Origin of the sequence: Marinilabilia salmonicolor JCM 21150, from assembly GCF_000259075.1 — a bacterium.
Lineage (GTDB): Bacteria > Bacteroidota > Bacteroidia > Bacteroidales > Marinilabiliaceae > Marinilabilia > Marinilabilia salmonicolor.
In genome coordinates this window covers 215,016-240,008 of the sequence record NZ_AJKI01000031.1, presented here as the reverse complement: position 1 = coordinate 240,008, position 24,993 = coordinate 215,016, and the positions used below count along the sequence as shown (strand labels likewise).

The 24,993-nt window shown below is 42.8% G+C and carries 17 protein-coding genes and 1 riboswitch; of the genes, 15 read left to right on the top strand and 2 right to left on the bottom strand.

Annotation, left to right across the window (positions count from 1 at the left end; all coding sequences use genetic code 11):
* Nucleotides 1-24 precede the first annotated feature (24 nt).
* The 4 genes from W7W_RS0115370 (at nt 25) to W7W_RS0115355 (ending at nt 8,850) form a co-directional block, all read left to right on the top strand.
* The gene (locus W7W_RS0115370) at nt 25-2,457 is read left to right on the top strand and encodes a GH36-type glycosyl hydrolase domain-containing protein (protein ID WP_010664588.1); all 2,433 of its coding nucleotides are present in this window, start codon (nt 25-27) and stop codon (nt 2,455-2,457) included.
* 130 nt (nt 2,458-2,587) lie between these two features.
* The gene (locus W7W_RS0115365; RefSeq protein ID WP_010664587.1) at nt 2,588-5,677 is read left to right on the top strand and encodes a SusC/RagA family TonB-linked outer membrane protein; all 3,090 of its coding nucleotides are present in this window, start codon (nt 2,588-2,590) and stop codon (nt 5,675-5,677) included.
* A 21-nt stretch (nt 5,678-5,698) separates the two neighbouring features.
* Complete coding sequence (locus W7W_RS0115360) at nt 5,699-7,267, top strand: RagB/SusD family nutrient uptake outer membrane protein (RefSeq protein WP_025006822.1); 1,569 nt, start codon at nt 5,699-5,701, stop codon at nt 7,265-7,267.
* 143 nt (nt 7,268-7,410) lie between these two features.
* A complete protein-coding gene (locus tag W7W_RS0115355; RefSeq protein WP_010664585.1) occupies nt 7,411-8,850 on the top strand; it encodes a carbon starvation CstA family protein in 1,440 nt (479 codons plus the stop codon).
* On the opposite strand, the gene W7W_RS22320 is transcribed toward W7W_RS0115355, so the two are convergent.
* A complete protein-coding gene (locus W7W_RS22320; RefSeq protein WP_025006823.1) occupies nt 8,806-9,531 on the bottom strand; it encodes a lycopene cyclase domain-containing protein in 726 nt (241 codons plus the stop codon). The two genes, W7W_RS0115355 and W7W_RS22320, sit on opposite strands and share 45 nt — an antisense overlap.
* Before the next feature lie 141 nt (nt 9,532-9,672).
* A riboswitch (cobalamin riboswitch) is annotated at nt 9,673-9,921 on the top strand.
* A gap of 105 nt (nt 9,922-10,026) precedes the next feature.
* Here W7W_RS22320 and W7W_RS0115345 point away from each other — a divergent pair.
* Nucleotides 10,027-11,931, top strand: a complete 1,905-nt coding sequence (locus W7W_RS0115345) for a TonB-dependent receptor (RefSeq protein ID WP_010664583.1) — start codon at nt 10,027-10,029, stop codon at nt 11,929-11,931.
* A 7-nt stretch (nt 11,932-11,938) separates the two neighbouring features.
* Nucleotides 11,939-13,066 (top strand): DUF5074 domain-containing protein, encoded by a 1,128-nt coding sequence (locus tag W7W_RS0115340; protein WP_238532143.1) that lies wholly within the window; start codon nt 11,939-11,941, stop codon nt 13,064-13,066.
* Between the two features lie 541 nt (nt 13,067-13,607).
* Here the strand turns inward: W7W_RS0115340 and W7W_RS0115335 are convergent.
* Entirely contained in the window at nt 13,608-14,528 is a 921-nt protein-coding gene (locus W7W_RS0115335; protein WP_010664581.1) for a LacI family DNA-binding transcriptional regulator, read from the bottom strand.
* Between the two features lie 235 nt (nt 14,529-14,763).
* On the opposite strand from W7W_RS0115335, the gene W7W_RS0115330 reads away from it, so the two are divergent.
* The 9 genes from W7W_RS0115330 (at nt 14,764) to W7W_RS0115290 (ending at nt 24,992) form a co-directional block, all read left to right on the top strand.
* A complete protein-coding gene (locus W7W_RS0115330) occupies nt 14,764-16,590 on the top strand; it encodes an OmpL47-type beta-barrel domain-containing protein (protein WP_010664580.1) in 1,827 nt (608 codons plus the stop codon).
* Nucleotides 16,591-16,599: 9 nt separating this feature from the next.
* Entirely contained in the window at nt 16,600-17,106 is a 507-nt protein-coding gene (locus W7W_RS0115325; RefSeq protein ID WP_010664579.1) for a YfiR family protein, read from the top strand.
* 618 nt (nt 17,107-17,724) lie between these two features.
* Complete coding sequence (locus tag W7W_RS22315; RefSeq protein WP_010664578.1) at nt 17,725-18,732, top strand: hypothetical protein; 1,008 nt, start codon at nt 17,725-17,727, stop codon at nt 18,730-18,732.
* A gap of 427 nt (nt 18,733-19,159) precedes the next feature.
* The gene (gene gdhA, locus W7W_RS0115315) at nt 19,160-20,497 is read left to right on the top strand and encodes an NADP-specific glutamate dehydrogenase (RefSeq protein WP_010664577.1); all 1,338 of its coding nucleotides are present in this window, start codon (nt 19,160-19,162) and stop codon (nt 20,495-20,497) included.
* A gap of 307 nt (nt 20,498-20,804) precedes the next feature.
* On the top strand, nt 20,805-21,575 hold the full coding sequence (locus W7W_RS0115310; protein WP_010664576.1) for a TatD family hydrolase: 771 nt from the start codon (nt 20,805-20,807) through the stop codon (nt 21,573-21,575).
* Nucleotides 21,576-21,800: 225 nt separating this feature from the next.
* Nucleotides 21,801-22,835 (top strand): asparaginase, encoded by a 1,035-nt coding sequence (locus tag W7W_RS0115305; protein ID WP_010664575.1) that lies wholly within the window; start codon nt 21,801-21,803, stop codon nt 22,833-22,835.
* A gap of 262 nt (nt 22,836-23,097) precedes the next feature.
* A complete protein-coding gene (locus W7W_RS0115300; RefSeq protein WP_010664574.1) occupies nt 23,098-23,913 on the top strand; it encodes a MotA/TolQ/ExbB proton channel family protein in 816 nt (271 codons plus the stop codon).
* Between the two features lie 8 nt (nt 23,914-23,921).
* Nucleotides 23,922-24,362 (top strand): hypothetical protein, encoded by a 441-nt coding sequence (locus W7W_RS0115295; protein WP_010664573.1) that lies wholly within the window; start codon nt 23,922-23,924, stop codon nt 24,360-24,362.
* Between the two features lie 54 nt (nt 24,363-24,416).
* The gene (locus W7W_RS0115290; protein ID WP_010664572.1) at nt 24,417-24,992 is read left to right on the top strand and encodes an ExbD/TolR family protein; all 576 of its coding nucleotides are present in this window, start codon (nt 24,417-24,419) and stop codon (nt 24,990-24,992) included.
* Nucleotide 24,993: the final 1 nt, after the last annotated feature.

Sequence of the window (24,993 nt, the reverse complement as noted above, 5' to 3'; positions counted from 1 at the left end):
ACTATATATTTTACGAAGAACATTATGAAGTTTGGATTTTTTGATGATGAGCGGAGAGAGTATGTGATCAATACTCCTGAAACCCCCTGGCCCTGGATTAATTATCTGGGAAATGAAGATTTCTTTTCCCTGATATCCAATACAGCCGGAGGCTATTCTTTTTACAAGGATGCCAAGTTCCGGAGACTGACACGATACCGGTACAACAATGTGCCCATGGATAACGGGGGACGTTACTTTTATATAAATGACGGAGGAACAGTGTGGTCACCGGGTTGGAAACCTGTAAAAACACCGTTGGATAATTATGAATGCCGTCATGGTTTGAGCTACACCAAAATAAAAGGAGAAAAAGACGGGCTGGAAGCAGAAGTGTTGTTTTTTGTGCCGCTGAAATCATGGTGCGAGGTTCAGAAAATGAAGCTGACCAATAAATCCGGGCAAAAGAAAAGCTTTAAACTGTTTTCTTTTCAGGAGTGGTGTTTGTGGAATGCTGAAGATGACCAAAACAACCTGCAGCGTAATCTGAATACCGGTGAGGTTGAAATTGATGGTTCCACGCTTTATCATAAGACCGAATACAAAGAACGTCGCAATCATTATGCGTTCTATCATGTGAATGAGCCGGTGCAGGGTTTTGATACCGACAGGGAAAGTTTTGTGGGGCTTTATAATGAATTTTCCGGCCCCCGGTCAGTATTGGAGGGAAAACCCTGTAATTCTGAGGCTCATGGATGGTCTCCCATAGCATCTCATTATTTTGAGATTGAACTGGCACCCGGTGAGAGCAAAGAGCTGGTTTTTCTTCTGGGGTATATCGAAAATAAAGAGGAGGAAAAATGGGAAGCCAAAAACATTATCAATAAAAAACCGGCAAAGGAAGTTATCGCCAGATTTGATTCCGTTGAAAAAGTTAATGCTGCTTTTGACGATTTGAAAAATTACTGGAATAATCTGCTTGATGGTTTTGTGCTGGATAGTGGCGATGAGAAACTTGACCGTATGGTGAACATCTGGAATCAGTATCAGTGTATGGTTACCTTTAATATGTCTCGTTCAGCCTCTTTTTTCGAAGTGGGTATCGGACGTGGTATGGGCTTCCGGGATTCCAATCAGGATCTGATTGGTTTTGTGCACCAGATTCCTGAAAGAGCTAAAGAGCGTATTATTGATATAGCCTCAACCCAATTCCAGGACGGTGGGGCTTATCACCAGTATCAGCCCCTTACCAAGCGTGGGAATGATGCCATCGGGGGTAATTTTAACGACGATCCTTTGTGGCTGATTCTTTCCACTGCAGAATACATTAAAGAGACAGGCGATTATGGCATTCTTGATGAGATGGTGCCTTTTGACAATGATATGTCGGTGGCTAAAAGTCATTTTGAACACCTGAAGCTGTCTTTTTATCATGTGGTAAATAACCTGGGGCCTCACGGTTTGCCACTTATCGGGCGGGCCGACTGGAATGATTGCCTCAACCTGAACTGTTTTTCGAAAGATCCCAATGAGTCTTTTCAAACTACCGAGAACAAATCTGGTGGAACTGCCGAATCGCTTATGATTGCCGGCCTTTTTGTGGTTTACGGAGGTGAATATGTAAAACTCTGCCGCCAGATTGGTAAAGATGCTGAGGCGGATGAAGCCCAAAAATACGTGGATGAAATGGTCAAAGCCATCAAAAAACACGGCTGGGACGGTGAATGGTATTTGAGGGCTTACGATTTTTATGGCAACAAAGTGGGAAGCCACGAGAATGAAGAAGGGAAGATATTTATTGAATCTCAGGGATGGTGTGCCATGGCAGAGGTCGGAAAAGACGAAGGCATGGTGGAGAAAGCCTTGGACTCGGTCAAAGAACGATTGGATTGTGAATATGGAATCGTACTCAACAATCCTGCTTTTACCAAATATGTGATTGAATACGGTGAAATATCGACCTATCCTGCAGGATATAAGGAGAATGCAGGAATCTTTTGTCACAATAATCCCTGGATCATGATTGGAGAGACCAATATCGGGCGTGGCGAAAGAGCATGGGAGTATTATAAAAAAATATGCCCGGCCTATCTGGAGGATATTTCAGAATTGCATCGTACCGAACCCTATGTGTATGCTCAGATGGTTGCCGGTAAAGATGCGGCAAAGCCGGGTGAGGCAAAAAACAGCTGGCTCACAGGGACGGCAGCCTGGAACTATTATGCCATTACCCGGTATATTCTGGGAATCCGCCCGGATTATGACGGCTTGATGATTGATCCCTGTATTCCTTCCGAATGGAAAGGATTTTCAGTTAAGAGGAAGCTCAGAGGAACCACCTTTAACATTAAAGTTGTTAATGCTGCTTCAGTAAGTAAGGGCGTTGCAAGAATGACAGTTGACGGAAAAGAGGTGAGTGCCAATGTGGTTTCCGTTTTTGACGGGCAGGAGCACGATGTATTGGTAGAAATGGGATAAAAAAAGATGCTTATGCAATAATTAAATGTAAATAAAAAAGGGATGTCATTCGGAAAAATTGGCGTTGGACCGAATGAACACCCCAGAGATTAGTTCTAACTATTGTTAAAACCTGTAAAACGGCAAATTTATGAAAAAGATCCGATCTTTTTTGGAAGGCGACCTGTTAAAAAAGGTCAAATCCGGTGGTAGAAAGATACTTACCGGTATTGCGATCGCTCTTGGAGCGACATTCTTAAGTGCCTCCGTCGCGTTGGCACAAGATGCACAAACGGTCAACGGAACAGTGACCGACTCTCAAAATCTTCCTCTGCCCGGAGTAAACGTGGTTATCAAAGGTACCCTGCAAGGGACCATCACGGATGTGGATGGTAACTACGAACTCCAGGCTTCATCGGAAGATGTTCTTCAATTCAGCTTTATTGGCTTTACCACCCAGGAAGTACCTGTTGGCAACCAGACCACCATTAATGTGTCTCTGGTGGAACAGGCCTCAGACCTGGATGAAGTAATCGTGGTGGGGTACGGTGTGAAGCAAAAATCTTTGGTTACGGGTGCCATCTCCAGCGTAAATGCTGAAGATTTGGAAAATACTTCCAACAGCAGGGTCGAGCAGGCTTTGCAGGGACGTACTGCCGGTGTTACTGTACTACCATCTTCCGGGTCTCCCGGAGCCGGAGCTAACGTGAGAATCCGCGGTACCGGCTCAAATAACCAGTCTGAGCCACTTTATATTGTGGATGGAATGAAAGTGGGAAGTATTGATAACATCGCTCCCGGCGATATTGAATCCATTGAAGTCCTCAAAGATGCTGCCTCTTCTGCCATTTATGGTTCGGAAGGTGGTAATGGTGTTGTGCTTATTACTACAAAAACCGGAAAGAAGGGGGCTGCTCAGGTATCTTACAATTTCCAGTACGGAATACAAAGCGTGAGAACCGATATGGAACTCATGAACGCGCAGGAATATGTGCAGTTTATGCAGGAGGCTGAGGAGAATGTTACCGTGCCCACCGGTGTTGGAAACGGGACCGATTGGTTGGACAAAGTCTTCGAAGATGCTCCGATGCAAAGCCATCACCTGAATTTTTCGGGAGGTGGAGAAAAATCCAATTATCTTGCCTCTGTATCTTACAATCAGCAAGACGGTGTTGTTGGAGGTGACAAGGCTTCATACGAGCGTATGACCTTTCGTTTCAATGCCTCTTATGATGTTAAAGAATGGCTGGAAGTTGGAAATACCCTTTCATACTCTCATGCCACCCGGAAAACAGTTGGCGAAGATGATGAGTATCGTGGTGTGTTAAACAATGCACTGCTGATGGACCCCACCACTCCGGTTTCTTATGCTCCCGGGCAGGAAACAGACAGAGAGAGAACGGCGCTTGAAGCGGGTAACACTTTACTTACCGACGAGAATGGTGGTTATTATGCATTGGCAGTTAATGCAACGGGTGAAATTGCCAACCCGGTTGCACGTCTGCAAACGTACAATAATAATAACACCAACGACCAGTTGATGGGCACGCTGTATGCTAACCTTAAGCCTGTTGAGGGGTTGACCATTACTTCACGTTTGGGGCTTGATCTGTCGTACAACCAATATCATGAGTGGCGAAATAAATACTACTTTTCACAAGAGAGTGTGAACTCGACCAACACGGTTAATGACAACCTGGATAAGTATTTTAACTGGTTGTGGGAGAATTTTGCTTCCTACAATCTTCGGGTTGCAGACCATGATTTTACGGTTATGGCAGGTTTTTCTGCCGAGAAAAGATCACATCCCGATTGGAGCATGACTTCCAGTCCTATGGTGTGGGAAGGTGACAGATATGCATTTCATTCGTACACTTCGTCGCATGATAATGACAGGATTTTTGGGGACCTGTATGAAGAAACCATGACTTCTGTTTATGGAAGGTTGTCTTACAGTTATCTGAGCAAATATTTGATAGAAGCTTCTGTTCGTCGAGATGCTGCTGCTGTGTTTCCCGAAGGTGACAAGGGGGCCGTATTTCCTGCAGTCTCCGCCGGATGGGTTGTGTCAGAAGAAGATTTCTGGAACAATGATTTTATGAGTTTCCTGAAACTTCGGTTTAGCTGGGGACAGAATGGTAGCACTTCAATTCTTAACGGACTGGAAGGTGAGGAGTTTTGGACAACATCCGGCATTCAATATCCGGGATCCAATGAGTCAGGTTATTATTCAGGAGCTCAGATTGAGCAGCTGACCAACGAGGATCTAAAATGGGAACGCTCGGAGCAGATTTCCATTGGTGCAGATATGCGTTTCCTGAATCAGAAACTGAGTTTCTCTGCCGATTACTATGATAAGCAGACCAAGGATTTGATTGTTAGGGGACTATTTCCACTATCAGTTGGAAACCAACCTCCATACGTAAATGCAGGGGATGTTTCCAATTCAGGACTTGAGCTGGAACTTGGCTATAATGACCAAATTGGAGATCTTTCTTTTGGTGCCAATGTGAATCTTTCCACATTGAAAAATGAAGTGACCTATCTTGGTCAGGATGCTCCTGTACGCGGAGCCAATGTGCGTGGTTATGATATCACGTGGTTTGCAGAGGGTGAACCGATCTGGTATTTTTCTGGATATAAGACTGATGGAATAAATCCGGAGACAGGAATGCCCAACGTGGTGGATGTCAATGAAGATGGCAGAATCTCTGATGCTGACCAGACGAATATTGGTGACCCACATCCCGACCTGCTCTATGGTGCAAGTCTTAATTTGGCCTACAAAGGCTTGGATTTCCGGATGTTTTTGCAAGGGACAAAAGGCAATGATATTTATACTGCCTGGTATCGTCCCGACCGTCCCAGATCCAATAAGCCAAAGTATTTCTTTACCGACCGGTGGACACCAGATAATACCAACGCCTCAATGCCACGTGCTCCCCGAGCCGATCTGGATGAAGAACAATACATTTACAGGAGTGACCTGATGATTCAGGATGGTTCGTATATGCGAATCAAACAACTTCAGTTGGGGTACAGTTTTCCGCAGTCTGTTATTGGACAGATGGGGTTAAGCAAAGCCCGGGTGTTTGTTTCTCTTGACGATTATTTCACTTTTACCGATTACAAAGGACTGGATCCTGAAGCAGGAAGTACCAATATTCAGACTCAGGGTGTGGATCGTGGTGTATATCCAATTCCCGGAAAAGTGTTGTTTGGTTTGTCAGTTAATTTTTAATCGTCTTAAATTCTGATAACTATGAAACGATATAAAGTATTTTTATTAATGATTCCGGCGCTTCTTTTGATTTTGACGCCGGCATGTAAGGATGAATTTTTGACCATTGATCCTACAGGACGTTTGTCCACTGAAGTGTATCCTGAGACCGACGAACAGGTGGTTTCTACCATTATTGGTGGCTATGCCTTGATGCAGTGGAATTATGGTCGCGACTGGCAAAGTGCATTTGTGGCCAAAGTACTCGCAGGTGATGAAGCCAATGCCGCCGGAGGTGGTTCCGGTGACCAGCCTCCCTATCAGAATATTGATGATTTTAATAATGAATCTGATAATCCTGTTACTACTGCTGTGTGGGAAGGTTTCTACAATACGATTAACCATTCCAACACCATTATTGAAAGAATCGAGCCATCTAATGCAATACGCGAACGGGTGATTGCAGAGGCTAAAGCTATGCGTGCCTGGAGTTATTTCGAATTGGTTTCTTTGTTTGGAGATGTCCCGTTTTTTACGGTTAACCCGACTGTAGTAGCGGAGTATCATAAGCCGCGCACACCGAAAGCAGATATTTATGCTCAGATTGAAACTGACCTAAAGGACGCTATGGCAGTATTGCCTTCAAAGTCTGAATTGGCAGATAATGAGAAGTTTCGCCTAACGAAGGGGGCTGCCCAGGCGATGTTGGGAAAAGCGTATCTGTACCAGGAAAAATGGGATCTGGCTCATGTAGAGTTTCAGAAGTTGATAGACTCTCCTGATTATGAGCTGGAGGAAAATTTTTCTGATGTCTGGAAAGGTGTTTCCGAGTATGGTGATGAGTCTGTTTTTGAGATTGCCTATACCTCTCATGAAGGTTACGATTGGGGAACTTTCGCCTGGGGCGGACTGGATGAATCAAACATTCATGTTCAGCTGATGGGGCCCCGTGCACCATTTTTCACCAATCTGGATGTGTTGGGAATTGTTCCCGGCTGGGGATTTAATCTGCCCACTGAAAAGATTGGAATAGCTTTTAATGAGGCTGGTGATAATGGACCTCGTTATCAGGCTACCATTATGAGTGAAGAGGAATTTTTAGCTGCTGGTGGCTCAATTGTTGCGGATACTGATGAAGAAGGTAATACAATTCCGGCGTGGGATTATGAAAACTATCTTCGGTTGAAGTATGCGACTTACGCCTCTGAAACCAATTCAGAAGGAGGAGCAGTTGCTGAATTGAACTATACCACCAACTGGCGACTCATCCGCTATGCAGATGTGTTGCTGATGGCTGCCGAGGCTTACAATGAAGATGGCGATCCCGGAACAGCAATTGGGTATGTGAATGAAGTTCGTGACCGTGCTGAGCTTCCGCTTTTATCAGGTTTAGGACAAGGCGACCTTAGGGAGGCTATTAAGCTGGAGCGTCAGCTGGAGTTAGCCTTCGAGGGAGCCCGTTATCCCGACCTGGTACGCTGGGGCGATGCTGCTGAAGAACTGGCAGCAGATGGGTTCCAGGCAGGCAGAAACGAGTTATGGCCCATTCCTTTGACAGAAATTGCAGCTAATAATGAAATAGAACAGGAGGACCAAAATCCCGGTTACTAACCTTTAACCTTATGAACCGGCCTATATGAAAACAGGGAAGGGCTGTCCGATGCGGACAGCCCTTTTTTTGGTGGATGTGGGAATTCCTTTTCGCACTTTTCAATAGTCTGTTATCTTTGTATTCAATAAATCCGAATAAACCCATGATAACTTTTGTAACTTCTATCGCAGCCCTGGTTTTAGGATTTTTTCTTTACGGAAAATTTGTGGAGCGTTTTTTCGGGGCAACCAACTCCCGGTCAACACCGGCTATCGAAATTAACAACGGAGTGGACTATGTGCCCATGCCTACCTGGAAGGTTTTTACCATAGAGTTTCTGAATATCGCCGGACTGGGCCCCATTTTTGGCGCTATTCTGGGGGCAATGTATGGCCCCATAGCTTATTTGTGGATTGTGTTGGGGTGTATTTTTATGGGGGCGGTGCATGACTATTTCTCCGGGATGTTATCGGTACGTAATCATGGGGCCAGCATTCCTGAAATTGTGGGTAAATATCTGGGGCCTGGATTTCAGAATTTTATGCGTATTTTTTCTTTGCTTCTTCTGATTTTTGTGGGGGTAGCTTTTGTTTCAGGGCCTGCCGGCTTGCTTGCCAATCTTACCGATGGAGGACTTGAACTATGGCTTTACAGTATTTTTGCCTATTATTTGATTGCTACGCTTTTACCGATCAACAAGATTATTGGTCGAATTTATCCCGTTTTTGGAGCAGCCTTGCTGATTATGGCTGTGGGGATTGCAGGAGCGATGATTTATTACGGAACAACCGGTGATTTGGTTATTCATGAACTGCAAGCCGGGAGCTTTCGCAACTGGCATCACAATCCAACAGAGAATTTACTTTTTCCCATGATGTTTATTGTTATTTCCTGTGGTGCCTTAAGCGGATTTCATTCTACGCAGGCTCCAATGATGGCCCGGTGTATCAGGAAGGAGAGCCATGGACGTCATGTCTTTTACGGAGCTATGATTGCCGAGGGGATTGTGGCTATTGTCTGGGCAACTGCAGCAATGAATTTTTTCGGCAGTGCCGGAGATCTGAATAAAACAATGATGGTGGACGGTCAAAATCCTGCTTGGGTGGTGAATGAAATTAGTCGTTCGTGGTTGGGGGCTGTGGGAGCTGTTTTTGCTGTGATCGGCGTAATAGCCTGCCCGATTACCACCGGCGATACGGCTTTTCGAAGTGCCAGGCTTACCATTGCCGATGTTTTTAAGTTTGATCAATCCTCTATTTACAAACGTTTGATCATTAGTATTCCCCTTTTTGCCGTTGGGTTTGTGCTTTCACGACTCGAATTTGCAACGATATGGAAGTATCTTGGCCTGTCGAATCAGGTGCTGGCAGTGGTGGTTTTGTGGACAGGAGCCATGTACCTGGTCAGAGTGAAAAAGAGTCACTGGATGCTCTCTTTACCTGCCACTTTTATGACCATTGTTTGTGCAGCTTATCTCCTGGTGGCACCGGTCAAAAATGGAGGTTTGTTTCTCGATTCATTCGGAGGAACCATTGCTGGTGTTTTGGTTGGTGTGGCCTCAATGGGATTTTTTCTTTTTCGTACCCGAAAGATCCGGCGTTGACGCCGTTCCCGGAATAAACCATTCCAGCAGGGTTATATTCAGGCCAATGAGTACAAACCCATAAGCTACATCTTCGATGGGAATGGTCACAATCCGGATTGCTGAGTTCATGGAATCATTGTACCAGACTACAGGCTCTTCCAAACCGAAGCCTGTTAAAACTCCATTGGTGATGAGGAATGGAATCAGGGCAATCAGGTAGGTTCTGTAAAAATGCAATAAATAGTCTGTCCTCAGCAGCCATTCTGTAACCAAAACAAAGAGAGCAGCCAGAGAAAAAGTGGCAACCGAATAAATCCGGTCGTAATATAATACCGCTGCCGTGGCAAATATAATAATGAGTGCATAGCTGATGGTTCGCTGCATCTCGGGATGTTTTTTCATAGGTACCCATACGTTTAATACCCGGTAAGTAAAAACCACCGCATAGGGAACCGTGATAAAAAACAGCCACTCTTCCATGGGGAGGTTTATGATTTTTAGTCCGGTGAGATGCACCTCGTTGAAGCCCCATACCCCGATATGGGTGAATAGAATGTCCCAAAGAATGAAAGTTGCCCCGGTGATGAGCATCGCCGGGAAAATGTATTTCCAGATACGGAAAAATGCCACCTTTTTGTCAAAACTGAACAGCAATGGAATAATTACCACAAGAATATTTATAATCAGGTAAGTTGACATGTTGCTTTTTTATTGTTTAACACGAGTATTGCTCATTCGGTTCATTTACTACGTCTGAACCATCTTGATAAGAGCGTTTTGGGGATGTTTTTTTCTTTTTTGTTCTGCTTTAAGTCCCTATTCTGAAATTTTTACTTTAAATTTGCCGGCAATAAGACTGGTTCGTACTTTCTGTATTCAGGAATACGATTAAAAGGGAATCCGGTTCAATTCCGGAGCTGTCCCCGCAGCTGTAAGCTCTTAATATGGTTTGAATAATACTTTCGCCACTGGAATTTCACAATTACCAATGACCAATTGATCATTGGTAATTGATCATTGACAATTGATTCCGGGAAGGCCATTCAAACCTGAGTAAGCCAGAAGACCTGCCAGATGATTCAATTCGTAGCTTTCGGGTGGAAAAGCGAAGATATGAACGATTTTTTCTTGTTCTATTTTCACTAAGGCCGGATGTTGCGAATGATTAAAGTTGTTGTTTAATCATTTGTGACTATGTATTTTAGGTTTTCTGTTTTTTGTGTGTTGCTGGTTTTGGCAACCAATGTTTTGGCACAGGATTTTTTCCAGGAAGATCCGGTGAAACTGAAAGAGGTTCGTGTTACCTCACAGCGGTTACACGATTATGGTGTTGGTGCCACAGTGTCAAGACCAGATTCGACTTTGGTCAAACTTCATCGATCCGGTTCTTTGTCATCACTTCTGAGCAATACGTCCGGTGTCTCCCTGAAAACATATGGTCCGGGAGGACTTGCGTCTCTTAGTATAAGAGGTGGTAGTTCTTCGCACACTGCGGTGTTGTGGAACGGGCTTAATATTCAGAGCCCCATGAACGGAGGTGTAAACCTTTCAGTGATGCCTGTGCATTTTTTTGACAATGTAGAAGTGCAGCATGGCGGGTCTGGGACTTTATTCGGCAGTGGAGCCGTCAGTGGAGTGATTCATCTTTCGGGAGATGATCTGTTGCGAAAAGAAAATAGTTTGGAGGCCTCGTTGTCCAAGGGAAGTTTTGGTTTGGGGTCTGCAGGTGCATCCATAAAGACCGGTTCTTCAAGATTCGCATCCCGGCTTTCTATATTCGGGCAAAAGGCGGACAACGATTTTCCCTATACAAATACCTCACGGATCGGTCATCCGGAGGAAACTCAAACCAATGCCGGTGTGACTCAATATGGTGTTTTGCAGGAGAATCAATGGCGGATATCCGACAAATCCCTGTTGACTACCGGTTTTTGGTATCAGGATTATGATAAAGATTTGCAGACCCTTATGACCAGCAGGCGCCCTGATGAAACCAATCAAAGGGATGAAAACTTCATGGCTTCGGTCAATTACAAATATTATGGTCAAAAAAGTACCCTGAATGTCAAACAGGGGCTGATCAGGAATAAAGTTCTTTACAGCGACCCTGATATGGCGGATCCGCAGGCCGATAACAATTCACTCTCGTGGATTAATGAAGCCGAGTATAAGTACCGGTTGGGGAAATATCATTCTGTGAATGTGGGGGTTAATTATACTTACGAACTGGCGCGTTCCGATGGATATATGGGAGATATAATACGTAACCGTATGGCTGCATTTGCATCAGGGCGATATGGCTTGTCGTCAGGCCGGGGTGCAGTAGTGTTGAGTTTCAGGGAAGAAATGAGTGATGCTGATATTCAGCCGGTGGTTTTTTCTTTGGGGGTAGAGCATCCATTGTGGAACAGCATTCAGTTGAAAGGCAATATTTCTAAAAATTACCGGATTCCTAACCTGAATGATCTTTATTGGAAAGAAGACGGTTATGCCAAAGGAAATCCCGATTTGATTGCCGAATCGGGATGGTCTGGAGATGTGGGTGTGGATTTTTTATTTAACCGGGGCATCTTTGCAACCAGGCTGAGTGCTGCTTATTTTGCTTCACGTACAGAAGATATCATTGTATGGCTTCCGCAGGATGGAAGCAAATGGATGCCTCAGAATAAAAAGATTGGAGAAACCGATGGCATTGAGGTCGGTGTTGAATTAACGGGAACAACAGAAAAAAGCAGGATAAGTGCCCGTGTTTTTTATACCTATGTGAATTCCATGCTTTTTTCTGATGATGAGTACAATGACCGGCAAATGGTATATACCCCCGAAAATAATGTGAATGCGTTGGTTGGTTATTCCCGTGGGGCTTTTTATGCAACACTTTCCGGGCGGTTCACCGATGAGCGGTATTACGATCATTCAAATACTCTTGATGCATATTCTATTTGGGATACTTCTCTTGGATATAAGTTCAGGTTTTCGGGAGTTCGTGCGGACTGTTCATTTAAGATAAACAATATTACAAATACAGATTATCAGGTGGTGGCATGGTATGCTATGCCTCTGCGTAATTATTTGTTTTCAATAGATTTAACCATTTAAAATTAGGATGATGAGAAAATTGGAGTTCTTTAAAAAGAGCGTTCCCTCTATCGGCGTGTTAAAAGCTCTTTCTTTGGCTTTATTGCTTGCTTTTGTGTCTTGCGAAAGTGATGATGATACCGGGGTGGTGGAAGACAAAGGTGATTTTGTGAATGGCATTTTTGTGCTTAACCAGGGTGCTATGAATGCTGCCAACGCGTCTGTTTCTTTTATTGCTCAGGATACTGTGATGGGTGATTTGTTTGCTGACAGAAACAATGCAGTGTTGGGTGATGTATTGCAGGATATGGTTTCTGTGGATACACTCTCTTTTCTGGTGTTGAATAATTCGCACAGTCTGGTGGTGGTCAATAATAAGAACTTTAGTTATGTGGGACAGATTTCTGAAGGAATCAATAACCCCAGGTACGCGGTTGTTTTCAATGGATTAATCTATGTGTCTCAATGGGGAAACGAAGGAGAGGTGGCCGTAGTGGATCCTGAGAAAATGGAAGTGGTTAATACCATTGATGTGGGTTTTGGTCCCGAGGGGCTTGAAGTTGTTGGTGATGAGTTGTGGGTGGCCAATTGTGGAGGATACGGCACCGATAATATTATTTCAGTAATTGATCCGGTCAATGATGAGGTAATTGAGGAAATTACCGTCAATGATAACCCACAGGATCTGGTAGTAGATGCCAACGGCGATGTATGGGTGCTTGCAACAGGCCGTTCTGAGTATGATGCTGGGTCCGGAACTTTTGTTAGTGTTAGTCCTGCTGCCATTCACAATGTTAATGCTTCTTCTTACGAGGTTGAGCAAACTTTTCTTCCTGACGAAAGTGTTTATGGGAAAGCTACAAAAATTGCGATCTCAGCTGATGGTCAGAGTTTTTACTTCGGAGGGGGATATGGTTTTTCCGGAATATGGGAAGTGGAAATTACTGTATCAGAATTGCCCCAGGAAACATTTGCTGATGTTACTCCATCAGGTTTGGGCGTAAATCCTGCCAATGGAGATCTGTATGTTGGTGTTGCGCCAAGCTTTACTTCTGTAGGACATGTGGAGGTTTATTCAGCCAACGGGACTGCCGTTGAGACCTATGAGGATAACATAGGCATTGGCCCCTGCAATTTTGTTTTTGTGTCTGAATAATAAAAGGGATATTATTATTCAGAGAAACGCTTTGTTGATAAAAGATTGCTTTGTTAGTATTCAACCCTTTTCTTCCATTAAACCCTCTAATTTGTTGTCGCCGCAACGACTATTTAGACCAAAGGAATTTGGGGCATAAGGAGATCTGACAGAGTTGGTCCGTCCCCGAATGGGGGCGAATAATTTTTATGTGTTGCTTATAAGGTTGAGGTATAATCAACCCGCTAACAAAAGAGTTTATTTTAAGCCTGCTTTATTCATGAATTATCGTAATAAATTATTTGTGAATAATGCAGGTAAGGTGATTATTTATTTAATCAGGCAAAGAAAATTGCCCCGGAACCATTTCCGTTTCTGTATCTGCAATGATTTGTTCTGCCATAAACAAGTTTAGCTGCTTAACTCGCCCAAAGTTAATCAGAGGGAAATAGGCCGGGGCTTTTTTTTAATCTATTTGACGCGGGAGCCGGTGCGTTTTGTCGCCCCTCCGGGGCTTCTCTTTTTATTTGTTCCTCCTCTTGTTGCCTTTTATTTTCAGCAATTAATTAATCTCCTTCATACACAAATTAATAACCTGTTCCGCCATTTTCGCAATGTCAGATGAGGTGTGAATTAATAAATTTTCGGGCAGGAACTCACCTCCTTTGATCTTATCATATGTGGCAAATAAGGTTCCATCTTTCCCCATCTTTCTAATGTCTGCTTCACTCATGGCTGAATATGCCATTTCCGGTGTTTCTAAGATAATGGCATTGGCCCCGTTTTTAATTAGTCGCAGGCAGGCTTCCTTTATTTCTTTAGGGTTTAGTTCAGGAGAGGACAATTCCGCTATATTGGGCATAATGTCGAAACGCTCACAGTAATTCTCCTTGTAGGTTGTTGTTTTCAGAAGGTTTTCTTTGGTATCCTGATTTCCCGTGAGATATCCGATTGCTTTTTTGTTGTGCCGGTATAGGGTTTGAATGAGCTCATTGGTCTGCCGGGGAAAGTCGGGTGCTATGTAATTATATGTTTCTGAGTTGGGGATGAAGCCCGCACATATCAGAGGAAAATCCGCTGTTGCCATTTTGGACTTGTGATTGATTAGATCCGGCTGAAGGATGATTCCGGAATCGAATGGCACAGCCGCAATTTTTTCTTTCATACTCATCGGAGTTGCCAATTTGGGCAGGAGTACATATTCTTTCTCTTCAGCCTTTGTAATTAATGCCTGAAGCCATTGACTGTAATTGAGGCTTGTGAAATCAGCCGAAAAAAGGCCTATAATTCCACTTTTTCCATTGAGTCGTACGGGGTTGAATTTTGCCGGGTGATAATTGAGTGCTTTTGCGGTTTCTAAGACTCTACTCCGGGTAGATTGCGCTATGTTTACGCTGTCCGCTTTGCCGTTTAAAACCAGCGAAGCAGTAGTTTTTGACACACCCGCCTGAAGAGCAACCTGGTTTAATGTGGATCTGGTCATTGCTAAATAAGTTTAGGTTGGTGTAAAGATAGAAAATATTATGAATTATGCAGATTAGGTTTTGAGGTCGGGAAACGCACTTTCTTTTTTCTTTTTTACAGTTTGAAGAGGGGGCTTACAATGCTTAATCATACAAAAAACGAAATTGGTCAATATTTTATTAACAAACAGCAAAAAATGTCATCAAAAACTAATATAGGCGCGTACAAAATGCGTAACCTAAATCAAAAGAAAAATGAACACCAAATTACGGATTGGCCAATTCAAAAAAACGAACTTTTGCATTCGCCGACTGGCGGGGAAAGCACTTTTGACAACCTTAATGCTGACTTCAGCAGGAATTTTTTCCTCTAATGCTCAGGAGATCTTGCAACACGAAAAGCGTTTTTATCAATCAGAAGACGGAAAACTATTTGTTAACAAAGATTTACCTTTGTATTTACGCATATCATCCGATCCCGATGATGATGCCAAATCATGGTTGCTAAAAAGTAATACTACTTCTCAGTATTCAAATCCAATGTACCTCGATACAGAAGGGTGGAATACCCTTAGATCTCCTTCAGCTGTGGATACGGCTACCCGAAAGACGGTTTATCCTTTGCAGGACATTGTTTTTGATATTTATGCTGATGGATTTAAACCCAAAAGCCGTTTATTGTGGGGAAAATCTGTAAATGTCCGGACAGATGAAATGGTTTTTTTTGGCGAGAAAATGGAACTGACATTCGATGCATCGGATGAAATGTCAGGAGTAGAGGATGTCTATTATTCTTTAAACGGAGCTGATTTTGTGGGGGAAAAACAATCTCCGTTCAGTGTGGATAAAGAGGGAAATTACTCTTTGAAGTTTTATTCGGTGGACAATGTGGGGAATGTTGAGGGGTTGCACTCCTTTGATTTTTCTGTGGACCATACAGCGCCATTAACAACTCATGAAATTAGCGGGATAAATAAGAATAAGGTGCTGGCTCCTGATGCTGCCATTTGCTTGTCGGCTGTTGATAGTCTGTCCGGAGTGGCCAATGTTTTTTTTGCCATTGATGATGGAGCGTTTGAAAGGTATAAGAATCCAATTCCTGTTTCCCGTTTAAAAGAAGGGGATGGTAAAATTACCTATTATGCTGAAGATCGCGTTGGCAACGCTGAGTCACATAAGTATATTGGGACGCTTTCTTCCGGCGCCAATCAGGCTGATGGAGAAGGAGAGGTCTTTGATTATTACATCGACAGGGATCCGCCGGTGGTATCGTTCAAATTCGAAGGTGATTATTATGAGGGAGATCACGAATATATTTCCGAAAGAACCAGGGTGACACTGTCCGCAGAGGATGACAAATCGGGAGTGCAATCCATTCTTTATAGTTATAATTCGTTTCTGACAAAAGAAATGTATGACAGTTCCTTTTATCCTGAAGGGAATAGTCCGGTTGTGCTTAGTTATTCTGCCGTTGACTGGGTGGAAAATGCAGCTGCGGAGACTGATCGTCATTTTTATATTGACAGAATGGCACCCGAGAGTAAAGTTTCTTTCGAAGGTCCCGTTTTTAGAAACCGGGATACGTTGTTTCTGGCAGGTGATACAAGGATTTCACTGAATGCAATTGATAAGGAAAGTGGTTTGAAGAGTATTTCCTATTCTCTTAATGATGTTGAAGCGGAATACGAAGAATCATTTTCCGGAGACTTTGCAGGGGAGAACTTATTGGAGTGGAGGTCAACGGATCATGTAAATAATCAGGAGGACATTCAATCACTGGTTTTTGTGGTCGATAAGGAAGGACCTTCAATTCATCATCACTTTAGTGTGGAACCCATCGGTGAAAAAACAGTCCGCGATGAGAAGTATGTTATTTATCCTTCCAATACCAAAATTTACATAGGGTCAACGGATGATGTGGCCGGAGAAGAATCTCTTAAGTATTCGGTCAATGGTGGTAAGATGTCTGAAACCATTCCCCTTAGCGGATTGCAGCCCGGTAATTATTCCATTGACATCGAGGCGGCAGATGCACTTGAGAATAAAACAACAAAAACCATTCGATTTTCCATTGAAAAATAAAAAGGAGCTATGATGAGGAAAATATTGATTATTGGAATATTGCTCCTTCTTTCTTTGAGTAGTCAGGCACAGGAGGAGAACTACATCTCCCTCTACCTGCTGAATTTCACGAGGCACATCGAATGGCCTGAGGAGACCCGGGAGGGAAATTTTATTATTGAAGTGTTGGGGCATGTCTCAGTTTATGAGAGACTTAAGGAGTTGGCGGAAGGTAAAATGGTCGGTAGTCAGCCCATTGAAGTGCGGAGTTACATGTCGGCATCTGAAGTAGATAAGCCTCATATTATGTTTGTGGGACATTGGCAAAGCCGACAGATACAGGAGGTGCTTCAAAAGCTCGAAGGATGCTGTACCTTATTGGTAACCGAACAGGAAGGTATGACTGCACAGGGAGCTGCCATAAATTTTATTATCCGGGAGGGTAAAATCCAATATGAGTTTAATAAAGACAATGCATTAAACCGGGGATTGGTTGTCAGTTCACGTCTGTGGCAAATGGGAATATCTCAAAACTAGACTTTTCTTTTTATGATGGGTTTTCCAACCCTCATACTTTTTTCTCGTCTTATAATTACCGGAAATTTCAGATGAAGCAACAAGGGGGTGTAAACGCACCCCTTTGCTGCTATTTTGTTGAATTGATCTGAGAGAAATGTTGATCTGAATTTATATTTTTATGGAAACAAAAGGCTTTCACTTTCGTATATGAAAAAATACATAAATTAACACTTGCCGTTGATTGTGGATTGACCTTATCATTTCCCGTTTGGCATGGAAATTGGAATTGATGGGGTGTTTTTATAGTCGATAATTTGTTTGACAATTGATAAGCCAGGGAAAAAAGAAGCTGAAGTAATAGGATAAAGAATGTTAGATTATACTAAATCATTTTGAGTTGAACAAAAACACTATTACGTTTGTCTGCTTCAAAAAGGGCAGGGGGCCAGCCCGAAATTCAATTTTTCCGATATTTTTAATAAACAGGTGTGCTGCAGATGAGTTTTATCTGCAATGCGATGTCTTGTTGCCAAATGAAATGAATGTGTTACGGAGTTATAGAAAACTCGTTTCAGAAATTGATTAGAAACAACATTATTATAATTTGAATTTTTAACACTAAAACCATTTTTGAAAATGAAAAAGTTAAAGTTTATAAGCTTAATGATAGCTGCCCTTTTTACGGGTTTTGGATTTACTTCCTGTGAGGAAGATGAAAGTATTCTGACATCGGGAGAAGAAGAAGAGGTAGAACTCAATATTGCTGAGGGTGATAATACCGCAGTAACAACCATAAAAGTGAGTGACCTTGAGCCAGGTGCAACAAGTGCTGATGTAACTGTGAATTTCACATCTGCAGATTCAAAGATGAGACGTTTGTACATGACGCAGAATATTGCCGGTGCAGGATATGAAAAGTATGAACTGGAAATCGACGGATTGGACACAAAAGGTGATGGATCTATTGACCTGAGCAGTGGTGAAGGATATGATTTTACTTTTACCATTCCGTTCCCTGTTTTGTCGGGTATGACGGAAGGAACTGTTGAGTATCAGCTTTGGGCAACTTCAGGTCGTGGAGACTACCGCGATATTGACAACAGCCTGGTTGCCGGTCCCGGAAAAGTTATTATTGATTATGATGGACCCAATCCAGCTGCGAATCTAAAAGAATATACTGCAAAAATGTTGGCAGCTCCTTTGGCTAATGGAACTTCTGAAACTTTCATCTCTTTGGTTGACGGAGAGTTGTATGAAATTAATCAGGGAGAGGAATTTGTTGCATACTGGGATTTTGGGTATTACTATGGAAGTACCGGACATGCTTCTTTGGCATCTACATTTGATTATCCTTCTGCTATCATTGATGTTAAAACTATTGCAAACACAACTTCAGATCAGTTGAATCACACCTATTTTACTCTTTCAGATTTAACTTCTGAAGATTTTGCAGCTGTAACTTTAGCATCTGACCTGGACTATATTACGGCCTCAACCTCAGAAACAATTACAAATCTTTCTGAGGGTAATGTCCTTGAATTTGTTGATAATTATGGAAACAAAGGATTGGTTGAGGTTATCGATATTCAAGGCACTAATGGAACTGGTGATTATATTGAATTAGATATCAAAGTTCAGCGATAAGCAAAAGCTGAAATACCAAATAGCTTTAAAAGGGTGGCACTTCGGTGCTGCCCTTTTTTCTATTTATAAAGGTGTATGACCATGATTGTGGAGTTTTTTTCTCACTATGGGGATGTAATAATGCGGACGGTGAGAGGCTCTCAGTTCCCCTTGTTCATTTTATGTTATCTTCTGAAGAGCCCCTTTTTATTGGGTAGGAAACAGTTTTAGGTGATTTGGGAGTCATAAGTGCTTACAGATTATTCCGAATTTTTGTGCAGGTAATATTGATTTTTATCATAAAAACAATTCTTCTTTGCTTTAATGGCTTGAAATACAATGGTAAAGGCTTTGTTTTTGTGGGTTTATAAAAACTTTCAATTTGTTACTGCGTATAAAAAATATCCTTATTTTTGATGTAGTAATAGACCAAAAAAAATCCAGGGATATGGAAAATAAATTTAAAGCATTTATGGACACCGTCAGGATGAAGAATCCCGGCGAAGATGAGTTTTTACAAGCCGTACAGGAAGTAGTAGAAACTGTATGGGACTTCTATCTTGAGAATCCCCGATATCAAAAAGCTAAAATACTGGAGCGCATGACTGAGCCCGAGCGTGTGGTGATGTTTCGTGTGCCCTGGGTGGACGATAAGGGTGAAGTTCAGGTAAACCGTGGTTATCGGGTTGAGTTTAATTCAGCTCTCGGACCTTATAAAGGAGGTTTGCGTTTTCACCCGAGTGTAACCCTTAGCGGACTGAAGTTTCTGGGTTTTGAACAGACCTTTAAAAACAGCCTGACCTCTCTGCCCATGGGGGGAGGAAAAGGAGGAAGTGATTTCAGCCCCAAAGGAAAATCGGACAATGAAATCATGCGATTCTGTCAGGCTTTCATGGCTGAACTTTTCCGTCATATAGGACCCAATACCGATGTGCCGGCAGGTGATATTGGCGTTGGCGGTCGTGAAATTGGCTACCTCTTCGGGATGTATAAAAAACTCAGGAATGAATTTACCGGAGTATTGACCGGCAAGGGACGTGAATATGGTGGAAGTCTTATCCGTCCTGAGGCGACCGGTTTTGGAGCCGTCTATTTTGTCAGGGAGATGCTGAAAGAGAAGAGCGATACGCTGAAAGGTAAAACGGTTGCCATCTCCGGATTTGGCAATGTGGCCTGGGGAGCTGCGTTGAAAGCCACCGAATTGGGCGCCAAAGTAGTGACCATCTCCGGACCGGATGGATATATTTATGATGCGGATGGTATTTCCGGAAGTAAGATTGATTATTTATTGCAGTTGAGGGCTTCGAACATGGATGTGGTGGAGCCGTATGCAGAAAAGTACGGGGCTGAATTTTTCAGAGGTGAGAAGCCCTGGAAACAAAAGGTGGATATTGCCATTCCCTGTGCCATTCAGAATGAATTAAACGAAGAGGATGCCAAAACACTAATTGACAACGGTTGCTATCTTATAGCTGAAGCTTCCAATATGGGGTGTACAGCAGAAGCAGCAGCGTTGGCCACAGAAAAGATTATGTTTGCTCCGGGTAAAGCTGTTAATGCAGGTGGTGTGGCTGTATCAGGTCTGGAAATGAGCCAAAACAGCATGCGCATCAGCTGGACCCGTGAAGAAGTGGATGAAAAGCTGAATCAGATTATGAATAACATTCATGAATCATGCGTGCGCTACGGAAAATCTCCTGATGGCAAAATTAATTATGTGAAAGGTGCCAACATCGGAGGTTTTGTGAAGGTGGCCGAGGCTATGCTTGCTCAGGGGGTTGTCTGATAAAGGCTTGCTTTTTGCTGATAATGATTCAGTAATCATAGGTTGATTTTTAAGGGGATAGTTGTGTTTGATTTTTCATGTGTCAGTCAAACCTGCTGTCCCCGGTTTATGTTTTTTTCGCGTTTATTATACCACAGGGGGCAAAGACGTACGTGCGTCTTTACGGGCAACCCTTTTTCAACCTGTAACTCATTTTTCCGGTGTGCTACCCGCTGATTCCCTTAAAGAGGAGCCGTCCCCGCAGAACCAACCCAAAACTCAGAACCCAAAACTCAAACCCCAAAGATTATTTCATTACTTTTGAAGCATGATAGATACACATTCACACATTTATTTGCCTGAATTTGATCAGGATCGACACGAAGTAGTGGAAAAAGCCTTGTCGGCAGGGGTTGAGAAAATTCTGATGCCGAATATCGATGGTCAGAGTGTTCGTCCGATGCTCGCTGTTGAAGAGATGTATCCGGATTATTGTTATTCCATGATGGGGTTGCATCCTACTTCGGTTAAAGGAGATTTCGAAGAGCAACTGGCCAACATACAATACTGGCTTGGTCAGCGATATTTTATTGCCATCGGCGAAATCGGGATTGATCTTTACTGGGATAAAACCTGGGAACGGGAACAGCGAGTAGTTTTCAGGAAACAGGCAGAATGGGCCAAAGAACAAGGTATCCCTATAGTAATACATGTTCGTGAGGCTTTTGAAGCAGTATTTCAGGAGTTGGATAAGGTATGTGATGACCGGCTAAAAGGTGTTTTTCACAGTTTCTCCGGAAATAAGGATCAATTGCACAAAGCGCTGGAGTACCCAGGGTTTATGTTGGGAATCAATGGAATTGTAACCTTTAAAAATGCCAGACTTGATGAAGTGTTGAAAAGAGCGCCTTCTGATAGAATTATGACCGAGACAGATGCGCCCTATCTGGCCCCGGTTCCCTTTCGCGGAAAGCGAAATCAGCCGGCCTATATGAAAAATACCCTGGAGAAACTGGCTGAAATTTACGGGGTTACTTCTGATGAAATGGATCTCATCACCACCCGGAATGCCCGCAAACTGTTTGCTATTGACCATTAACCATCACCAAACTCTCAGAAGAAGAACCAACAGTTCGTAACCTGATACCTGAAACAGGGGTTTAGGCTGGCAGGAAAGCAGGAAATATTAACTAGACTTAACTCACAACCCGCACACTACCCCCATATGAAGAAGTAACTTCACATGGTAAACCTGCCCCCTTGAAAAGGGAAACCCTGCCCGCAATCTCAACCCAAACTCGCAACTCAAAACTCAAAACTAAAAATGGATAAGCAGGTTCTCATTATTTATACCGGTGGAACTATTGGTATGGCAGTTGATCCGGACACCAATGCCCTGGTGCCTTTCGATTTCGAGAATATCTCGCGTAAGGTGCCGGAACTTAGAAGATTTGATTTTAAGGTAAATAGCATCTCTTTTGATCCTATTGTGGATTCGTCTGAGATGTCCCCGGAAACCTGGGCCAGGTTGGTGGAAATTATCGAGGAGAATTATGCTGCCTATAATGGATTCGTGATTTTGCACGGCACCGATACGATGTCATACACGGCCAGTGCACTTAGTTTTATGCTTCATAATTTGCAAAAGCCCGTAATCCTTACCGGCAGCCAGTTGCCCCTGGGGGCCATCCGCACCGACGGGAAAGAAAACCTCCTTACGGCATTAGAAATTGCGGCCACTTATAAAAACAATCAGGCTTTGGTGCCGGAAGTTTGCATCTATTTTCAGGATAAACTTTTCAGGGGTAACCGGACAACCAAGTACAATGCCGAGCATTTCCGGGCTTTTCGGTCCGATAATTATCCTCCTTTGGCCGAAGTGGGGTTGCACATCAAATACAATTATCCGTATATTCGCTACACAACGTTAAACGGATCCTTTTCTGTATCAAAACGAATGGACAGCAATGTCGCTCTTTTGAAGATTTTTCCAGGAATTAATGAAAATGTGGTGCGATCGGTGCTGGAGGCACCCGGAGTGAGGGGAGTGGTGCTGGAAACCTACGGTTCGGGAAATGCTCCGACCAGTGAATGGTTTATGAACTCACTAAAGGATGCTATTGAAAGGGGAGTTATTATAATAAATGTTACCCAGTGTCTTGCAGGTAATGTGGAGATGTGGCGCTATGAAACCGGGCGGCACCTGCTCAATTTAGGAGTTGTGAGTGGTCACGATATTACCACCGAAGCCGCACTGACCAAATTGATGTTTTTATTGGGTAACAGTGTTTCCATGGAAGAGATTAAAGAAAAGTTAAATGATTCTTTGAAAGGGGAGATTAAGCCTGTTATGGCCTGATTGCTTGGTTTCTGTGTGTTTTTATGACACTTAGCACGGGTTTTTCCAAGTGCCGGGGTTGGAAGTTTTTTCGGATGATTTTGAATCCTAAACTTGTAATTGACATTTTTTTTGTAATTTGCAACCCTGAAAAATGGGCAACACAAATTTAATTTTGAGATTCTATTAATTGATTTTAAATTTGTTCTCCATTTTCAGAGAGAGAGAATGAATTATTTTTGAGTATTAACAAACCAATACAAATCAAAATTTTTTACAGATTATGAAAAAGCTATTTGCGTTTTTGGCAGTTTTTGGGATGCTTAGCATGGGTGCATCATCCATTTATGCTCAGGAAGAAGAGCAGTCGGTAGCTGAAGAGACTACAACTGAACAAGTTGCAGAAGAGGAAGTTGCAGTGGAAGAAGAAGTAGCTGCAGAACCGGCAGAAGGTGAAGAGCCCCAGGGAATTCACAAACAGATTAAAGCTAAATTTATTGAAGGTGGTGCCGTATTTATGAGTTTCGTATTGCTGGCACTCGTTTTTGGTTTGGCTATTGTAATTGAAAGAATCATTTATCTGAACCTTTCAACCACCAATACCAAGAAACTTCTTCAGAAAATTGAAGATGCGCTTAACGAAGGTGGTGTAGAGGCTGCCAAAGAAGTATGTCGTAACACCCGCGGACCTGTTGCTTCTATTTTTTATCAGGGACTTGATCGTTTCGACGAAGGCATTGAAGTAGTAGAGAAATCAGTAGTTTCTTATGGTTCTGTTCAGATGGGATTGTTGGAAAAAGGACTTACCTGGGTTTCTCTGTTTATTGCTATTGCCCCTATGCTTGGTTTCATGGGTACAGTTATTGGTATGATCGATGCTTTCGATACCATCGCTGCTATGGGTGACGTTTCTGCTACTGCTGTTGCAAGTGGTATTAAAGTGGCCCTTATTACCACAGTGTCTGGTTTGATTGTTGCCATTATCCTTCAGATTTTCTACAACTACCTGGTTTCTAAAATCGATGGTATTGTAAATAATATGGAAGATGCTTCAATCTCTTTGATGGACATTTTGGTTAAGTATAACATGAAAAAATAATTGTCATTATGACTAAGCTTTCGAAATATTTGAGTTATGTACTATATCTTCTCCTGGCTGTAACGTTGGTGTTTGCAGGTTTGTTCTACTTCGGAGGTGAAGTGGAAGATGCCGGATATCCATTATATACAGAGTCGTTTCTGAACTGGGGAAAGATATTGTTAATGATAGCTGCTGCAGTAGCAATTCTTTTTGAGATTGCAAATCTGCTTTTGCATCCTCAGGCTGCTATCCGATCACTTATTTCAATTGCCCTTTTAGGGGTGATTGTGGTTATTGCTTACAGCATGGGAGACGGAACTCCTTTGCAGTTGGTTGGATATAAAGGACCAGATAACGTCCCGAGTATGTTGATTCTGGGTGATACATTCTTGTATTCTACTTATATCCTTATTGGTGGTGCTTTGGTTGCAATATTGTTTACCGAAGTTTCCCGGATTTTTAAGTAACATGACTGAGGGCAGGGCTTTTTAAGTCCTGTCAACTAAAAATATTTTTAATTTATGGGAAAAAGAGATGTTCAGGAAGTGAATGCAGGATCGATGGCCGATATTGCTTTCCTTTTGCTTATTTTCTTCCTTGTGACAACCACGATGGACACAGATTCCGGTTTGTCACGCATGCTTCCTCCCCCGGTGCCTGAAGATCAGGATACTCCACCGCCCATTAAAGACCGGAACGTGTTTGAGGTGTTGATTAATGCTCAAAACAGGTTATTGGTCGAAAACGAGCCTATGGAGTTGAGAGAACTTCGCGATGCCGCCAAAGAGTTTATTCAAAACCCGTTGGATGAAGAGGGACTGCCTGAGAAAGAGGAAAAGCAAATTGAATATTTTGGCATCTATCCTGTGACCAAAGGTGTGATTTCTTTGCAGAACGACCGGGGTACACAGTATCAAATGTATCTCTCGGTGCAAAACGAATTGGCTGCTGCTTACAATGAGCTCCGTAACGAGCTTGCACAATCTAAATTCGGCAAGAAATTTGACGAACTGGAGGAAGATAAACAGGGTGCAATTCGTGATATCTATCCGCAAAAGATTTCCGAAGCTGAACCTAAAAACATAGGAGGGAAATAGA